This window comes from Amycolatopsis sacchari (genome assembly GCF_900114035.1).
GTDB lineage: Bacteria > Actinomycetota > Actinomycetes > Mycobacteriales > Pseudonocardiaceae > Amycolatopsis_E > Amycolatopsis_E sacchari.
This window is the reverse complement of sequence record NZ_FORP01000007.1, coordinates 42,507-59,031: the sequence shown is the minus strand read 5'-3', so window position 1 is coordinate 59,031 and position 16,525 is coordinate 42,507. Positions and strand designations below refer to the sequence as shown.

The following is a 16,525-nucleotide window of genomic DNA, read 5'->3' as shown; positions in this document are numbered from 1 at the left end:
TTCGTTGGTAGCGCAGGCAAGTGATGGCGGTCATGGTATGGCGCCGCTAGGCTGCGGTTGAGGTGTGGACCATCCACAACTCCCGGCGTTCCGGTGGGCTTTTCGCCCACCTCCAGAAGGAGGCATCGTGGCCGACGACCGGCGGCAGCGTGAACTGGCGTCGTTGTACGCGACGGCCAAGTCGCTCACCGCGCTGGGCGAGCTCGACGAGGTCCTGCAGTCGATCGTGCACCACGCCCACGAGCTGATCGGCACGGACTTCACCTACCTGTCGCTGGTCGGCGAGGACGGCAGGCTGTCGGCCAGGGCCTCGGAAGGCACGATCTCCGCGTCCTTCCTCGCCGCGTGCATCCCGGCGGGGGTGGGGCTGGGCGGCAAGGTGCTGGCCTCGCGGAGCCCGCACTGGGTGCGGGACTACGCGGCCGCGACGATCATCGACCACGACCCGGACTTCGACCGCCTGGTCACCACCGAGGGGCTCGTCGCGTTGCTCGGCGTGCCGCTGGTCATCCGGGGCGAGGCGGTGGGCGCCTTGTTCGCCGCGGACCGCTCCGAGCGTTCGTTCCGCGCGGACGAGATCGCGTTGCTGACCGCGTTCGCCGACCACGCCGCGGTCGCGCTCGACAACGCCCGGCTCTACGAGGAAAGCCGGAAAGCCTTGCGGGACCTGCAGATCGCGTACCGGCGGATCGAGGACCACATGGCCGTCATGGAGCGGGCGCAGGCGCTGCACGAAGCGCTGACCGGCGTGGTGCTGGAGGGCGGGTCACCGGGCGACGTCGCGCAGCTCCTCGCTGACCAGCTCGGCGGTGACGTCACGCTCCTGGACCGCGCCGGTGCCGCCGTCGCCCGCCGGAATTCCGTGTCGAACCCTTGCACCCCAACGGGAGCCGACCTGACCGATCTGGTGCGCGACGCGCGGCGCACGGGCCGCTGCACCACCGCGGTCGACGGCGCGGGCATCGCCCGCAGTGTGGCTTCGATCCAGGCCGGCGACAGTTACCTCGGCGCGCTGGTGTGGTGCCGCAAGGCGACGGGTGACGCCCCGGACGGCATGGACCTGCGCACGGTCGAACGCGCCACGCACATCCTCGGGTTGCTCATCCTCAAGGAACAGGCGGTGGCCGAGGCCAGTGAGCGGCTGAGCGGGGAGCTCCTGACCGAGCTCATGCTCGGCAGCCCCGGGATCAGCCCGGCTCAGCGCGCCCGCGCGAGGGCGCGCAACATCGACGTCGACCGGCTGGACCTCGTCCTGGTCGCCGACTGCCCGGCGGTGCCGTCGACCGACCTCGCGCGCCACCTGCACGACATCGCCCGCGACCGCGCGGGGCTGGCCGGCGAACACCTCGGCAGGGCCACGATGATCCTCCCCGGCGACGACGCCGACCGGACCGCCGGGGAGGTGCACCAACGGCTCCGCCGCACACTGGGCGCGCCCGTCGTCGTCGCCGGGCAGCGGACGTCCGGCCACGACTGGGCGCGCGCGTTCTCGCTGGCCAGTCGCTGCGCGGCGGTGATGCGGGCGGTCGGGCACACCGACGTCGGTGCTGCCACCGGACGCTATGCCTTGTACGCCATGGTTTTCGACCCCGACCGGGTGGGGGAGCTCGACCGTTTCCTCACCGACACGATCGGTGCGCTCCTCGACTACGACCGGCGCCGGGGCACCAACCTCGTCGACACGCTGAGCGCCTACTACGCCAACCAGACCAACGTCGCGGCGACCGCCCGCGCCCTGCACGTCCACGTCAACACGCTGCTGAAGCGGCTGGACCGCGTCGGCGCGGTGCTCGGTCCCGACTGGCGCCAGGGCAACGACCTGGAGCTGCGGCTGGGGCTCCGGCTCCACCAGCTCAGGACTAGCACACAGTCCTGAGTGGACTGTCGCTCAAGCGATGCGTTGCGCGTCCCGCAGGCTGGCCTTCGACAGCTTGCCGGTCCCGGTCTTGGGCAGCTTGGCCATGAACACGAAGTCGTCCGGCAGCCACCACTTCGCGACCATCGGCTCGATGTGCGCCCGCAGTTCGCCGGCCGTGGCGGTGCTCCCGTCGCGGAGCACGACGTAGGCGACGGGGCGCTCCATCCACCGCGGGTCGGGGCGGGCGATCACGGCGACCTCGACGACGTCGGGGTGCGACGAGATGGCGGCCTCGAGTTCGACCGAGGAGATCCACTCGCCGCCGGACTTGATCAGGTCCTTCATCCGGTCCACCAGCCGCAGGTACCCGTCGGCGTCGATGGTGGCCAGGTCGCCCGTGCGCAGCCAGCCGTCCTCGGTGAAGCTTTCCGGGGTGTCCACCCGGAAGTAGCCGCCCGCCACCCACGGGCCCGCCACCTGCAGCTCGCCGACCGCCTTCCCGTCGCGCGGCAGCTCGGCGCCCGTCTCGACGTCGACGATGCGGATGTTGACGAGCGGCAGGGGCTGGCCCTGCGCGGACCGCACCGCCACCCGCTCCTCCTCCGTCGCGTCGCGGTGCTGGGTGCGCGTGCCGCCGATGACCCCGACGGGACTGACCTCCGTCATCCCCCAGGAATGCGTGATGGGCACGCCGATCGCGGCGCGGTAGGTCTCGGACAGCGCCGTGGGAACGGCGGAACCGCCGCCGAGCAGGAACCGCGTGGCGCTCAAGTCGTGTGCCCGCAGGTGCGGCGCCAGGCTCGTCCACACGGTCGGTACCGCACCCGCGACGGTGACGCGCTCGGCCTCCATCAGGCCCAGCAGGTGCGCGGGCTCCGCCGACGGGCCGGGGAGGACCAGGGCGGCGCCCGTCATCATCGCGCCGTAGGGCAGGCCCCAGGCGTTGGCGTGGAACATGGGCACGATCGGCATCACGACGTCGCTTTCGCAGAGGCCGATGAAGCCGGCGGCGAGGGTGCCGAGGCAGTGCAGGACCGTCGAACGGTGGCTGTAGAGGACGCCCTTGGGGGAGCCGGTCGTGCCGGAGGTGTAGCAGAGCCCGGCGGCGAGGTTCTCGTCGGCGAGCGTGAAAGCGTCCTCGAACGAACCCGTGAAGGGCTCGCTGCCGGAGATCAGCTCGTCGTAGTCCAGGATGCGCGGGTCGTCGGGGACGGGTGTGTCGGTGCCGTCCGGCAGCACGACCCAGTACCGCACCCCGGGCATCCGCTCCGCGCTCGGCCAGATCCGGGGGAGCAGCCCCCGGTCCACGCACACCACGTCGTCCTCGGCGTGGTTGACGATGTATTCGAGGTGCTCGGCGGACAGGCGGATGTTGATGGAGTGCAGCACCCGCTTCGTCACGGGCAGCGCGAGGTAGAGCTCCAGGTGGCGGCGGGTGTTCGCGGCGAAGGTGCCGACACGGGCGCCGCGCGGGACGCCGAGGGAGTCCAGCGCGGTGGCGAGGCGGCGGACGTGCTCGGCGACCTCGGCGTAGGTGAGCCGCTCGCCGCCCGCCGTGGTGACGTGCTTGTGCGCGTAGAGCCGCTCGGCCCGCTCCAGGATGTGGGCGATGGTGAGCGGCCGCGGCTGCATCAACCCGTCCATGACGTCGTTGTCCCTGGTCACAGGCATGGGTCCTCGCTTTCCCTCGGTGACACGGATCGACACTAGGCGTGCTCCCGGGCGCGAGGAGAGGTGCGAACCTCCCACTCGTCCAGCGGTTCCGGCGGCGGTTCCTCACACTGCCGTCCCGTGACGTGGCCCACGCTGGGGGGTTCCGGCAGGTCCTGGTCGCACCGCCGCCGGGGAACCGATGCTGGGAGCGTGAAAACGATCCGCACACTCGGCCTCGCCGCACTCCTCGTCGTCGGCACCGCGGTTCCCGCGTCGGCGAGCAGCCTCGGCGAGGTCCGCGTCCTCGCCCACTTCGACCGGGCCGCGGGCCAGGCCGCCGAAAGCATCGCGCTGGAGCCCGGCGGTGGCGTGGTCATCGGCATGATCCCCGCCCGCCAGGTCGTGCGCGTCGCGCCGGACGGGGCAGTCGCCGTGCTCACCACGATGCCGTTGCCGCCGGGCGGTGGCGGGACCACCCCCGTCGTCGGCGATCCCGTCGTCACCGGCGTGGCCCGCGCCGACAGCGGGACGCTGTACTTCCTTTACTCCTCAGGTCAGGGCGGGTTGACCGGCATCTGGCAGCTCCCTCGCTCGGGTGCACCGCGGCTCGTCGTACCGCTGCCCGCCGACACGATGCCGAACGCCCTCGTCATCGACGGCCCGCGAAAGCGTTTTCTGGTGACCGATTCCGCCGGTGGGCGCATCTGGCAGGCCCCGCTGGGCGGCGGCCGGGCGACCGTGTGGTCGGCGGACCCGACGTTGGCCCCTAACGGTTTCTTCGGCGCGAACGGCATGAAGGTGCACGACGGCGCCGTGTGGGCGAGCAACTCCGACCGCGGCACGATCGTCCGCATCCCGGTCACCAGGGACGGCGGCTCCGGCCGCGCGGAGGTCCGCGCCACGGGCCTGGCGGGCATCGACGACTTCGACTTCACGGACCGGGGCGACGAAATCCTCGCCGCGATCAACCAGGCGAACGAGCTCGTGCGCGTGAACGCGAACGGCACGCACGACACCCTCCTCGACGCGGGGGACGGCATGCAGGGCACCACGGCCGTCGCCGTCAGGGGAGACCGGGTCTACGTGACCAACGGCGCCAACCTCGCGGGCGACGACCCCACCCTCATGCTCGCCCGGCTGCGGCGCTGACCCTGCTCAAAGATCCAGCACGACCGGTTCGGCGGGTTTCGCGCAGCAGATGAGGACGTTCCCGTCCGCCGGGGGCTCCAGCGGCTCGGGCCGGTAGCCGACGGCGCCGGAGAGCAGGGCCAGTTCGCAGGTGTGGCAGACGCCGGTCCGGCACGACCAGCGGACCGGCACGTCGCACGCCTCGGCGAGCTCCAGGAGCGAGCCGTGCCGGTCGTCCCAGGCGACGGTGAGCCCGCTCCGCGCGAACGAAACAGCCGGCCCGCCGCCGGGCGGACCCGGCGGCGGGTGCGGCGTGGTCGTGACCTCGCGCAGCCCCGGCGTGAGGGCGCCCAAGGCGCCGAAGACCTCGGTGTGCACGCGCCCGGGCGCCAAGCCGCATCCGGTCAGCGCCTGCGTCATGTCCGTCAGGAAGCCCGCCGGGCCGCAGACGTAAGCGTCCGCGGTGGTGGGCAGTGCCAAGGCGCGGATGACGTCCTCCGTCAGCCGGCCTGCCTCCGTGTAGTCGGCGCCGCGCCGGTCGGCGGCACGGGGTCTGCTGTAGTAGACGAACGAGCGGGCGTGCGGGAGTTTTCCCAGCAGGGCACGGGTTTCCCCGGCGAAGGGGTGCTCGCTGCCGTCGCGGGCACCGTGCAGCCACCACACCTCGCGCTCGCTCCGCGCCCGGGCGAGCGCGTGGAGCATGGCCAGCACGGGCGTCACACCGATCCCCGCCGACAGCAGGACAACCGGGTCTTCGCCGTCCTGCAGCGAAAAAACGCCGCGGGGCGCGGCCGCGTCGAGGGTGCTCCCGGCCCGGACCTCGTCGCGCAGCCTGGCGCCGGCCGCGCCGTGCGGCTCGATCTTCACGCTGATCCGGTACCGGCCGACGCCCTGCCCGCCGGACAGCGAGTAGCTGCGGACCAGCGGCGTGTCCCCAGCGGGGACCTTGACCGTGAGGAACTGCCCCGGCCGCGCGTCCGGCAGCGGTGCGCCGCCGGGATCGGCCAGCGTCAGCGAAAGCACCTCGCGGCTCTCTGCCTTGACGTCCACCACGCGCAGCGGCCGGAAACCCGGCCAGCCGGGAGGCGGGGCGCTCGCCGCGTCGGTGAGCCCCACATTCCCGGATGATCCATCCGTTTCGTTGTCCGCCCGGTCGAGGAGCTTGCGCAGCGAGCCCTGCCAGCCGGGGCTGAGCGCCGGTATCCGCAGCGCGCGCTCGACCTGCTCGCGGGTGTGTCCCGGCAGGTAGAGCAGGCCGTCGAGCTCCTCGACGGTCATCCCTTCCGGCCCGCCGGCGACCTTGACGATCTCCTGCCCGGCCTCGACTTCGCCCTCTTCGAGCACCCGGAGGTAGAAACCCGGGCGGCGGCGGGAAACCAGCAACGCCGCCATGCGCTCCTCGCCGAGGCGCAACCCCACCCGGTAGCACGTCACCCGCGGCTGGGACACCTCGAACAGGGCACCGCCGATGCGGTAGCGATCGCCTATGCAGACCTCGGCGTCGAGCAGGCCGTCGACCGTGAAGTTCTCGCCGAAGGCACCGGGTTCGAGGTCCTCGCGGCCGAGTTCCGCCCGCCAGAAGCGGTAGGCCTCCGTCTGGTACACCAGCACGGCCCGGTGCTCACCGCCGTGCCCGCCCAGGTCGCCCTGCCCGTCACCGTCGACGTTGAGCCGCCGGACCACCCTGGCGCCGGTGACCGGCCGCTTGTACACGCCGGTGTGCACCGTCCTGCCGCGCCACGGCACGTCCGCGGGCATCCCGACGTTGACCGATACCAGGGTGGCCATCCGCCCAGGGTACGAGAACCGGGCGGGCAGTGTCGTTGCCCGCTGTGTCAACCGGCCGTCGTGGCGAAAACCGCGTGGCACCATGGTCGAATGCCCGAACCCGTGGTGGACCTGCGTGACCCGGCCGTCCTCGCCGACCCGGTGTGCGGTTACGACCGCGTCCTCGCCGAGTCGCCGATCTGCTGGGCCCGGCTGCCCAGCGGCGAGGAGGGCTGGCTCGTCACGCGGAACGAGGACGTCCGCGCGGTGCTCACGAACCCGGCCGTGCGCACCGATCCCACCGGCCTGCCGGGCCAGGGCGCGCAGACGCAGGAGCAGGCCTTCCTCGCGCTGGGCACGCCTCCGGAGCACCTGCCGTACCTGCGCGCGAGCATGCTCAGCCTGGACGGGCCCGAGCACACCCGCTTGCGCCACAGGATCAGCCACGCCTTCAGCGCCTCGCGGGTGAGCGAACTCCGCCCCCGCGTGCAGCAGATCGTCGACGAGCTGCTCGACGACGTCGAGGCCGCGCCGGGTGCCGGGAACACTCCCGTGAACCTGCTCGACGTCTTCGCCTACCCGGTGGCGACGGCCGTGGTCTGCGAACTGGTCGGCGTCCCGGAGACCGACTGGGCGGACTGGTGGCGCTGGGGCAAGGTGCTCGTCGGCGAAGACCCGGCACAGATCACGCCGACGTTCGGCGAGATGGTCTCCTCCTGCCACGCGCTGGTCGAGCGGCGGCGCGCCGAGCCCCGGGACGACCTGGTGAGCCAGGTCATCGCCCAGGGCGGGCTGACCGACGTCGACATCGTGGCGCTGGTGGTGTTCCTCGTGCTCGCCGGGCACGAGACCATGGCGCACCTGCTGTCCAACGGCGCACTCGCCCTCATGCGGGACCCCGCCCACCGGGAGCTGCTGCGCGCCGAACCGGCGCTCTGGCCGGCGGCGGTGCGCGAACTCGTCCGCACCGACGGCCCGGTGCAGCTCGCCCGGTTGCGGTACGCCGCGACCGACCTGGAGGTGGGCGGCGTGCGGATCGCGGCGGGGGACCCGGTGCAGGCCGTGCTCGGCGCCGCGAACCGCGATCCGGCCCAGTTCGCCCATCCGCGCCACGCCGACGTGCGCTGGCAGGCCGAGCACGGCCGCCGCGAGGGCAGCCTCGGGTTCGGCTGGGGGCCGCACTTCTGCCTCGGCGTCGCCCTCGCGAAGCTGGAGGCGGAGGTCGCGTTGCGCGGCCTGTTCGAGCGCTTTCCCGCGATGCACCCGGTGGACGAGCCGGAGTGGGTGCCGCTGCCGCGCGCCCGCCACCGGGTCAGCCTGCACGTGCGGCTGCGCTGAGCGTCAGCGGGCGAAGAAGTCCACCGGCATCGTCACCTCGGCGCTCGACGCCCCGCACTCCAGCATCCACAACGCCGCGCCGTGGCCGAGGTCCTTGCCCAGCGCGCGGAGCTCTTCCGGGTCGGGGGAGGCGGCCCGCGCCTGCGCCACCCCGCGCCTGAACGCCTCCGGGTCCCAGCCGTCCGGTTCGGAGTCGCCGAGGCAGCGGGCGCCTTCCGTCGTCGCGGGCGGCAGCGGGTCGGGCACGGACAACAGCCCGTGGACGCGTTCCCCGACAAGAACGCCCATCCAGTACGAGCTTTCCGGGGTGGGCCGCGGCCCGGTCCAGCGGAGCCGCCCGTCTCGCGCCGGAAGGCTTTGCGGGACACCGGACGCGGCCCGGCGCCCGGCCCACTCGACGGCGAGCCCGGGCGCGCTGCGGCCGGCGGGGTTGTGGAACCGCGCCATGTCCCACCGGTTGCCGACCGCGACGGCGGCGACGTCGCGGTGCGGCCAGACCCTGGCCTCCCACCAGAACCCCCACGGGAAGGCCGCCGTGTGACCCCACCACCAGTCCTCACCCAGCTCGGGGTCGGCGAGTTCGAGTGTCAGGCCGGAGAACGACTTCACGCCGTGCGGGCTCGGCCGCGCGACCCGCGGCGTCACCATGGCCGCGAGCGAGTCCGGCCCGACGACACCGCGGTCGCCCCTCGCGGTGCGCAGCAGGGATTGCAGCAGCCGACCGGCATCCGTGGCGCTGCAGTGCATCCCGACGCCCGGGTACGCCGACGAACGCAGGGGCGGGCTGGGCAGGCACCAGTCGCCGAACGCCATGTAACCGGTCGCGCCACCGGGCCGCGGCCGGCCCGCGCCGTCGTCGATGCTCGTGTCGCGCATCCCGGCCGGCGCGAACACGTGCCGCCGCACGTGGTCGCCGTAGGGTTCGCCGGTCAGGTGCTCGACGGCGCCACCGAGCACCCCGACGCCGAAGGTGGAGTACGAGTACGAGCCCGGTTTCGTCGTCAACGGGAGCGCCCCGCCGTACTCCACGGCGCGTCCGGTTTCGTGCCGGCGGCGGACGAAGTCCAGGATTCCTTCGGCCGGCGCGGTGTGCGCCGTAGCGGCCACGATGTCGCTGTAGTAACCACCTTGGTGGGCGGCCAGCATCGCGGCGGTGACCGGCGCGGCGTCCGGACCACGCAAACCCCGAGGCAGCACCTCGTCGATCCGCGTGTCCAGGCCGGCTTCGCCCGCTTCCACCAGTCGCAGGAATGCCAGCCCTGTCACGGGTTTCGTGAGCGAGCCCGCCGGTGCGACCGTGTCGGCCGTCATCGGGGTGCCCGCGCGCAGGTCGGCGAACCCGGTCGCGGCCGTGCGCAGTTCGGTGCTCGTCGCGACCGCGACGGCGACCCCCGGGGTGCCCGTGACCGCCGCCAGCCGGGGCAGGACGGTGTCGAGGGCCGCCATCACGTCGTCGAGCATGCTCCTCCGGGAAACGCTTTCAGTCCTTCCGGACAGCTAACACCACGGCCGGCCGGCCGCGGCCGAACTCTGCCCGAACGGACTCCCGCCGCTGATCATCCGTCTGCGGTGTTGTAGTTGACGATGCGGTCCACGAGGAGCGCGAACGCACCGGCCAGCGGGTTGTCCGCTCCTTTCCGCACCACGTCGGGCAACCGGTGTGCCTCGTGCTCGGAAACCGCGACCATGCCCCAGAACGCGTTGAAACCCGTGGGATCGTCAGGCTTCTCGGCGGCCGCCTCGACCTTCGCGACACCGTTTTCGCCGGTGACCGCCAACGCGCCCATCTCCCGCAGCACGCCGGAATCCCGCTCTTCGACGGCCACCACGCTCCAGTCCGTCGTGCCGAGCTGCCGCACCGCGGAGAGCAGGCTGTCCGCGCCGGACACCACGATGTCGGGGAGCACGAGGGCCACCGGCCCGTGGGTCATCGGCAGCGCGGACCGGATCGCCCCGCCGAGTCCCGGTTCGAACGCGTCGTCCTGGAACACGAAGACGATCTGGAACTTCCCGGCGTAGCGCGCGAGATAGCTCACCGTGTCCAGTTTGTGGGGTCTGCACACCACGACCAGCCGCACTTCCAGGCCGCTGTCGGCCAGGGCGACGACCCCCTCCAGGCTGCGGTCCAGCACGGTGACGCCGGGCGCCAGGCTGTGCAGCTCCTTCGGGTAGGGCGCGCCGAAGCGCGTGCCGAACCCGGCGCAGGGCAGCACGACCGAAACATCGGGGAGGGGCACGGACGAACTATGCACCGAACGGTTGTCCTGTCGTGCGCGTTCGGGCCCGATCGACGGCCGGCACTGCCCACGGGGGCAGAGTTCGCAGTACCGTCGGGGGGTGCGGGTGCTGTTGTCGACGTATGGGACGAGGGGTGACGTCGAACCGTTGGTGGCACTCGCGGTGCGCCTGCGGGAACTCGGGGCGGAGGTGCGGATCTGCACCCCGCCGGACGAGGATTTCGCGCCGCGCCCCGCGGAATTCGGGATACCGCGGGTGCCCGTGGGCTCGCCGGTGCGGGAGTTGATGCGCGAAACGGCTCCGCTGTCGGCGGCCGAACTGTCGCGGTATCGCACGAAGCTGGTCAGCGCGCAGTTCGAGGCCCTCCCCGTGGCGGCCGCCGGGTGTGACGTGCTGGTGGCGGCGGGCCTGGCGCAGGTCGCCGCGCGCTCGGTCGCCGAAGCCGCCGGCATTTCCTACGTGTACGTGGCCTACTCGGCCGTCAACCTGCCGTCCCCGCACCACGCCCCGCCACCGCGGCCGGGCTGGCCGGAGCCGGAGTCGGACGACAACCGGACGCGGTGGGAGATGGACGCCCGCCGCGTGCACGCGGAGTTCGCCGAGACCCTCAACCAACACCGGGCGGCGCTCGGCCTGCCACCCGTGGACGACGTCCGCGGTCACGTCTACTCCGGCCGCCCGTGGCTGGCGGCGGATCCGGTCCTGGGCCCGTGGCGGGAGACCGCGGGCCTCGACGTGGTCCAGACCGGTGCCTGGACGTTGCCCGACGAACGCCCGCTCCCGGCCGAGCTGGTGGCGTTCCTGGACGCCGGAGCCGCGCCGGTGTACGTGGGATTCGGCAGCATGCGGCCGTCACCGGACATCGGTCACCGGGCCGTCGAGGCGATCCGCGCGCAAGGGCACCGGGTGCTCGTCTCCCGCGGCTGGGCGGACCTGGACCTGGTCGACGGCCGCGAGGACCTGTTCGCCATCGGCGAGGTCAACCAGCAGCGGCTGTTCCCGCGCGTCGCCGCCGTCGTGCACCACGGCGGCGCGGGCACGACGCTGGTGGCGGCACGGGCGGGTGTGCCGCAGGTGGTGATCCCGCTGCCGGTGGCAGACAACCCGTACTGGGCCGACCGGATCGCGGACCTCGGGGTGGGCGTGGCACTGCACGGGGGAGCTCCGGCCAGTGCCGCGCTGTACGCCGCGATCGAGACGGCACTGGCGCCGGAAACCCGTGCCCGGGCGAAGGCGCTGGCCGCGAGGGTCGGTACCGACGGCGCGATGCTCGCGGCCAGGCGGCTGCTCGGTTCACGCCAGTAGCAAAGCGGCGCTCCACGGCAGGCGAGCGGGAGACGACGACGGGTTCAGGTGTTCGTGCAGCGCCAACAACGTTCCCGCCGTGCCGTCGAGGAACCCCGGCCGGTTCGGGGGCACGGTGACCACGGCGTCCCCTTCGCGTAGCGACAGCAGGTGATCGCACAGCATCGGCAGCGCTTCGGCCTCCCTGCCGAGGACGAGCGCCGTGGCGTGGAGGGCACCCGCGGAACCGTGGCACAGCGACGCGTCCCGGATGCCCCAGTGTTCCCACGGACGCCGCAAGGCCGCCCGCAACGTGGACTTCGCCTCCTCGGCCCACGCGGGTTCGCCCAGTGCCGTCGCCGCCAGCTGCACCGCTCGTGCCACCCCGGGCGCGCCGTAACACCACGCGACACGGCTGGGCGCCAAGGATTCCACGGTACCGGCGAGTTCCTGCTCCAGAGGCACCAGCGCGGGCCAGTACGGGCCGTACTGGTCGCTGCCCCGGCGAGCCAGCAACCACGTGACGATCCGGCGCATCGCCGCCTCGTGCCCGTCGACGACGATCCCGTGCCGGTGGCTCAAGGCCAACAACGCGAGCGGGCCGGAAATGCCGTGTGCCATCCCGATGTTGAGATGCCCGTCGGGATGTGACATCGGATCCGCCAGCATCGGCGGATCCGGCGTCCACCACCCCGGTATGCGGTGACCGTGCACGACGACCGGTTCGGTCAGCCGCACCAGGTATCCGAGCACCCGCGCCAGCACGGCCTCGGCCCCGCAGGCGAGCAGGTACCGGCCCAGCCCGGCCAGACCGGAAGTGACGTCGTAGCGCGCCATCCTGGCGCCGGGCTGTCCGTCACGCAGCCGGGCCTCCTCCGCATCGACCAGGTTTTCGGCCAGCCGCAGCACCGATGGGTCGACCCGGGCGAGGAGACCCCGGTAGTCCCCTTCGGCCCTCGCAATGGTGCGCGCGGCGAACCCCAGCGAAGGCAAGCCGTCGAACAGGTTCTCCACGGCGGGCCGCTGTGCGCGCGCAGCGGTGGAAAGGTGCTCGTGGGCCACTTTCCGCAGCTCAGGGGACTCCTCGCTGAGGCGGGCGAACACCATCGCGAACCCGCTGTGCCCATCGGCGAGCGACATCGGGTGGTGCGGCCAGTCGCCGTCGCCGAGGTCCACCTCGGCGGGACGGCTGAGCCGGGCGGCGGCCCCGGCCAGCCACGCCCGTGGGTTCACCGGGCCGCCCGTCTGCGGTCGAGGTGTGCCTGCACGGCACCCCTCGCGATGGCGTAGACCTCGGCCTCGGCCCGGAAGTCCGTGCCCAGCCTGCGGTTGCAGTGCAGGTGCAGCAACGCCCGCAGGATCTCGTCCGGCGATGCCCCAGCGTTTGTCGCGGCCTCCTTCCCGTAGCGGGTCAACAGCTCGGCCCATTCCTCGTCCCCGGGAACGGGGTCCAGCGTGACGGCCGCCAGCGCGTCGCGGCGCCGCCGGGTGAACGCCTTGTGCGTGGTCTCGTTCTTCGGGAAGGCCGACAGCAGCCAGCGGGGCCAGTCCTCGCCGTGGAACAGGCTGACCAGCGCCACGACGTCGGCGGCGACCGCGACGATGTCCTGACCGGTGGCCATCCTCCGCAGTACGAGGCGGCTGTCGGCGGTGAAGAACCGCTCGGCCAGACCGATCAGGTGCTCGCCGCCGTAGCGTTCGACCTCGGGACGGTAGACGTGCAGCGAAAACTCACCGGCGAGCCTCGCGTCGGCCAGCGCGGCGAGCTGTTCGCGCAAGCGGGGCAGCACGTCGCCGTGGAGGCGGAGGCGGATGTGTGGCCGCTGGTCTTCGGCTTCGTAGCGCACGAAGAACCATCGGTCCACTTCGGACTCCAGCGTGGCGAGCCACGGGCGCAGGTGCCCGGCGAGCACTTCGCGCTGCCGGTGCGGCGAGCACTGGAGGTGCGCCGACACCCACTCGCCGCCGGGCAGATGGACCACCGGCTTCGTGCGCAGCGGGAACGGCGTCTTCACCGGGCGCGCCACGGGTTCGACGGCGATCAGCGGCACGACCAGCTCGGCCTCGTGGACGCCCTCCGGCCCCCGCAACCATCCCTGGTCCCGGTCCGGCGCCCGGTCCTCGCACACCACGGCGGTGCCCGACTTGCGCGTGTCCTCGCGCAGCAGCACGCGGTGCTCGGAGGCGGTCAGGTCCAGGCACAACTGCTGGTCGACCTGCGTCAGCCGCACCCGGTCCGGCACGCCCCACCGTTTCCGCCACGCCGTCAGCGCGTCGTCGGTGGCCACGTCGTCCGCGGTGACCCGCCAGGTCGCGGGGGAGAGCACCGCGCGCCCGTACCGGATCGCGGGCAGGAACGGGGAATCCCGCAGCGCGGCCCAGTTCCACGGCTTCAGCGTGCGCACGCCCATCATCGACACGTCCCACAGGAACCGCACGACCTCCGGCGCCGCCGTGCTGATGTCCAGCACGTGCAGCAGACGCGGCACGATCTCGCGGCCCAGCGACACGGAGTACAGCCGCAACCGGTGGGCGTCCGCGGCCACGGCGATCTCGGTCAACCGCAGCTCGCTCGCCTGCCCGGTGCCCACGGCCAGCGAATGGTCCAGCACCAGCGGCGCACGCGTCACGTTCGCGTGCCGCGGCTCGGTGGTGACGTGCGTGAGCTGCACCGGGACCCGGTCGTCGCGCGAGGCGAGATCCGCGAGCAGTTCGCGGACACCGGGGAGGTGGCCGAACCGGCCGAAGGACGCCCCGGCCAGCTGGGTGCCCATGACGGGATTGAGGACCAGCTCGAACTCACCCCGGTCCAGCGCCTCGGGCGAGACCGCGTGCAGGGTGGTGAACAGCTCGGCGGTGGCCGGGGGAGTGCCGCCGGGCGGGGACAGCTGGGCGATCAGGTCGTCGTCGAGTACGACTTCACGGACACCGTCGACGAGCGCCTGCACCAGAAGGCGGTTCAGCACCGGCTGCCGGGCGTCGTCCGGGTCGGCCGTCCACGGCTTTTCGTAGTCCGCGGCAGGGCCGATGCCCACGTCCGGGTCGAGCAGGTCGGTCACGGGGACCAGCTCGCCCAGCCCGTAACGCTCCAGAAACCTGGCGTGGTAAGCGGTCAGGGCGCGGGACCGGGCATTGTCCATTGCGGACAGCCGCCACACGGCGTCGGCGGTCCGTTCCAGCTCGCGCGCCACGTTACGGGGAAGTTTCACCCGCGCGTCCAGCTCCAGGTCGACCTGGACCGGGGAATCGGCACCGGTCGCGCACCGAAGGGCGGCCAGCTGAGCGGTACCCGAACCGAGTGGACTGCGGCGGTAGTCGTCGATCAGGTCCTGGATCCGCGCCGCCCGCTGGTGGTCCGGGAATGCCGCGAGGGGGTCCTCGGCGTGGCGCAGGGGCGTCCGCAAGAAGCCCAACCGCACCAGCTGCGTCACCAGTGGCGCGACCCGGGAGCGGTCGAGGCCGGGAAACCCTTGTGCGACAACGTCGACGAGATCGGCGACGCGGATGCCGTCGGCCGCGGCACGCAGGACGTGATCGACCACAGCGGTCGCGCGCACGCTGGCGAGCCGCTTGCCGTGGGGCACGGAGAGCCGGTCGCCGTGTCGGGTGAACAGGTTGTTGGGCCTGACTTCCAGGCGCGCCAGTACTTCGGCGTCCGCCTCCAGTTCGTCGGCCCAGTCCGACAGCCACGCATGATCCGGCTGCACGTGCCGGCGGTGCGCGGAGCCCAGCACCGCGTCCACGTGGTCGGCGAACTCACCGAGGGCGACTCCGGCGAGCAGCCCGAACGGGGTGGGGCGCCCGGCCATGCGGAGTTCGTAGCGAGCCAGCGCGCTCCGCAAGCGCGGCGATGCCGGTTCCTGCCCGGCCTGCACCTTGTCCGCCGCCGCGGCCAACGCCGGGCTCGCGACCGCGACGGCCTCGCGCAGCAACGGGGAGCCGAGGCGCTCGCGCATCCCGTCGTCCGCGGTCGGCGCGGCACGCAGCCGGTGTCGCGGCAGCAGGGGAGCACGCAGCAAAAACGTGGGGTAGCAACGGAAAACGGTGTCCACGATGAGTTCCCCCAGTGGGCGGGCCCGCCCGTCGACGAGCCCGCCCGCCGGTCAGCAGAGCGTGCAGGCGGTCACGGTCCGCGGCGGGATTTGCTGGCTCGGCGGCTCAGCGGCCGTGGCGGGCAGTTCGAACTCCTGCACGTCGAGTTCCAGCAGGTCTTGCGTTTCGTTCGCGTGCATCGATCTCCTCCTCTGGTCAGGAAAGTGCGCTCGGATGGAGCGTTTCCGACGATAACGGAGCCCGTCCCGGCAGGACCCTGACTGCCATATAGTCCACCGAACCTTGCCTGATCAATCACGACTTTCGTTGTGCGCTTTCGTTCCCCGGTGCCGGGATGTGCGTAACACAGTCCGTTGTGGACAGAGGTCGCGCCGGAAATGTCCCGGATATCCGTGCTACGTGATCCCGGCCCGGAACTGGTACCGGTCCCCCCGGTACGCCTGGTCGGTGACCTCCAGCGGATGCCCGTGCTGGCTGTAGGTGAGCTGCCGCGCCATCAGGACCGGGACCGACGTGCCTTCCAGCTCCAGCAGTCGTTGCTCCTCGCGGTTGGGGGGCCTGGCCTCCACGGCGTACTCGGCGCGGCGCGGGATCTGGGGCGGGTCGGCGGTCAGCAGCGTGGCGTACAGCGAGGCCCGGGTGAAGTCCGTGTCGGCGAGGGCCGGGCACAGGGCGAGCGGCAGCCGGTTGTGTTCGAGGACGACGACCATCCCGTTGAGCGAGCGCAGCCGCCGCATCTCGAAGAGGTCGTCGCCCGGGGTGATGCGCAGGCGCTGCGCCTCCCGGACCGTGCAGGGCCGGACGCGGGACAGCAGAACCCGGCTGCTGAGCGGGATCCGGTGCTTGCGGGCGTAGTCGGCGAACCCCTCGACGTGGGTGGTGGCGGTCGCGGTGGTCACCTCGCCCGCGACGAACCAGCCCCGGGCCGGGGCGGCCTGCACGGCCCCGCGCTCGGCGAGGAACGCCAGCGCGGAGCGCATCGTCACCCGCGAAGCGTGGTAGCGCTCCGCGAGGACGCGTTCGGACGGGAGGCGGTCACCGCTGCGCGCCCCGCTCGCCCGCAGGTCCTCCCACAGCCGGCCGGCGATGCGCTCGTACAGCGGGAGCGAACCCGGGTCGAACGCGCCGCGGGGGAGCGGGAGGGGCTTGAGCCCTCGGTAGGGACCAGACATACCAGTACGATACCAGTATCAGATTCATTGCAGA

The 16,525-nt window shown here is 72.5% G+C and carries 12 protein-coding genes; 4 read left to right on the top strand and 8 right to left on the bottom strand.

The genetic code is table 11. From position 1 onward, the window contains the following. Nucleotides 1-127 precede the first annotated feature (127 nt). Nucleotides 128-1,876: a helix-turn-helix domain-containing protein gene (locus BMZ92_RS14100; RefSeq protein ID WP_245783051.1), complete on the top strand. Its 1,749-nt coding sequence runs from the start codon at nucleotides 128-130 to the stop codon at nucleotides 1,874-1,876. A gap of 12 nt (nucleotides 1,877-1,888) precedes the next feature. On the opposite strand, the gene BMZ92_RS14095 is transcribed toward BMZ92_RS14100, so the two are convergent. Then, nucleotides 1,889-3,529 carry a long-chain fatty acid--CoA ligase gene (locus BMZ92_RS14095; RefSeq protein ID WP_245783050.1) on the bottom strand — a complete coding sequence of 547 codons (1,641 nt, stop codon included), beginning with the start codon at nucleotides 3,527-3,529 and terminating at the stop codon, nucleotides 1,889-1,891. Between the two features lie 192 nt (nucleotides 3,530-3,721). On the opposite strand from BMZ92_RS14095, the gene BMZ92_RS14090 reads away from it, so the two are divergent. Next, the gene (locus tag BMZ92_RS14090; RefSeq protein WP_091507219.1) at nucleotides 3,722-4,660 is read left to right on the top strand and encodes an SMP-30/gluconolactonase/LRE family protein; all 939 of its coding nucleotides are present in this window, start codon (nucleotides 3,722-3,724) and stop codon (nucleotides 4,658-4,660) included. Nucleotides 4,661-4,666: 6 nt separating this feature from the next. Here the strand turns inward: BMZ92_RS14090 and BMZ92_RS14085 are convergent, their stop codons facing one another. Continuing rightward, a complete protein-coding gene (locus BMZ92_RS14085) occupies nucleotides 4,667-6,427 on the bottom strand; it encodes an MOSC and FAD-binding oxidoreductase domain-containing protein (RefSeq protein ID WP_091507217.1) in 1,761 nt (586 codons plus the stop codon). A gap of 90 nt (nucleotides 6,428-6,517) precedes the next feature. On the opposite strand from BMZ92_RS14085, the gene BMZ92_RS14080 reads away from it, so the two are divergent. Then, nucleotides 6,518-7,744, top strand: a complete 1,227-nt coding sequence (locus tag BMZ92_RS14080; RefSeq protein ID WP_091507214.1) for a cytochrome P450 family protein — start codon at nucleotides 6,518-6,520, stop codon at nucleotides 7,742-7,744. Nucleotides 7,745-7,747: 3 nt separating this feature from the next. Here BMZ92_RS14080 and BMZ92_RS14075 read toward each other — a convergent pair whose 3' ends face one another. Together BMZ92_RS14075 and BMZ92_RS14070 are read right to left on the bottom strand one after the other, a co-directional pair. Further along, on the bottom strand, nucleotides 7,748-9,205 hold the full coding sequence (locus BMZ92_RS14075; RefSeq protein WP_091507212.1) for a serine hydrolase domain-containing protein: 1,458 nt from the start codon (nucleotides 9,203-9,205) through the stop codon (nucleotides 7,748-7,750). Nucleotides 9,206-9,300: 95 nt separating this feature from the next. Further along, on the bottom strand, nucleotides 9,301-9,981 hold the full coding sequence (locus BMZ92_RS14070; RefSeq protein ID WP_091507209.1) for a glycosyltransferase family protein: 681 nt from the start codon (nucleotides 9,979-9,981) through the stop codon (nucleotides 9,301-9,303). Between the two features lie 100 nt (nucleotides 9,982-10,081). Here BMZ92_RS14070 and BMZ92_RS14065 point away from each other — a divergent pair, with 100 nt between their 5' ends. Further along, a complete protein-coding gene (locus tag BMZ92_RS14065) occupies nucleotides 10,082-11,287 on the top strand; it encodes a glycosyltransferase (RefSeq protein ID WP_091507207.1) in 1,206 nt (401 codons plus the stop codon). On the opposite strand, the gene BMZ92_RS14060 is transcribed toward BMZ92_RS14065, so the two are convergent. The 4 genes from BMZ92_RS14060 to BMZ92_RS14050 form a co-directional block, all read right to left on the bottom strand. Then, nucleotides 11,276-12,499, bottom strand: coding sequence for a lanthionine synthetase C family protein (locus BMZ92_RS14060; RefSeq protein ID WP_091507204.1), 1,224 nt, complete (start codon nucleotides 12,497-12,499; stop codon nucleotides 11,276-11,278). The genes BMZ92_RS14065 and BMZ92_RS14060 overlap by 12 nt on opposite strands. Continuing rightward, a complete protein-coding gene (locus tag BMZ92_RS14055) occupies nucleotides 12,496-15,318 on the bottom strand; it encodes a lantibiotic dehydratase (protein WP_091507202.1) in 2,823 nt (940 codons plus the stop codon). The genes BMZ92_RS14060 and BMZ92_RS14055 overlap by 4 nt, the downstream gene beginning before the upstream one ends. Before the next feature lie 51 nt (nucleotides 15,319-15,369). Continuing rightward, entirely contained in the window at nucleotides 15,370-15,498 is a 129-nt protein-coding gene (locus BMZ92_RS38590; RefSeq protein ID WP_281245172.1) for a hypothetical protein, read from the bottom strand. Nucleotides 15,499-15,714: 216 nt separating this feature from the next. Continuing rightward, the gene (locus BMZ92_RS14050; RefSeq protein WP_091507200.1) at nucleotides 15,715-16,491 is read right to left on the bottom strand and encodes a GntR family transcriptional regulator; all 777 of its coding nucleotides are present in this window, start codon (nucleotides 16,489-16,491) and stop codon (nucleotides 15,715-15,717) included. Between the last annotated feature and the right edge of the window lie 34 nt (nucleotides 16,492-16,525).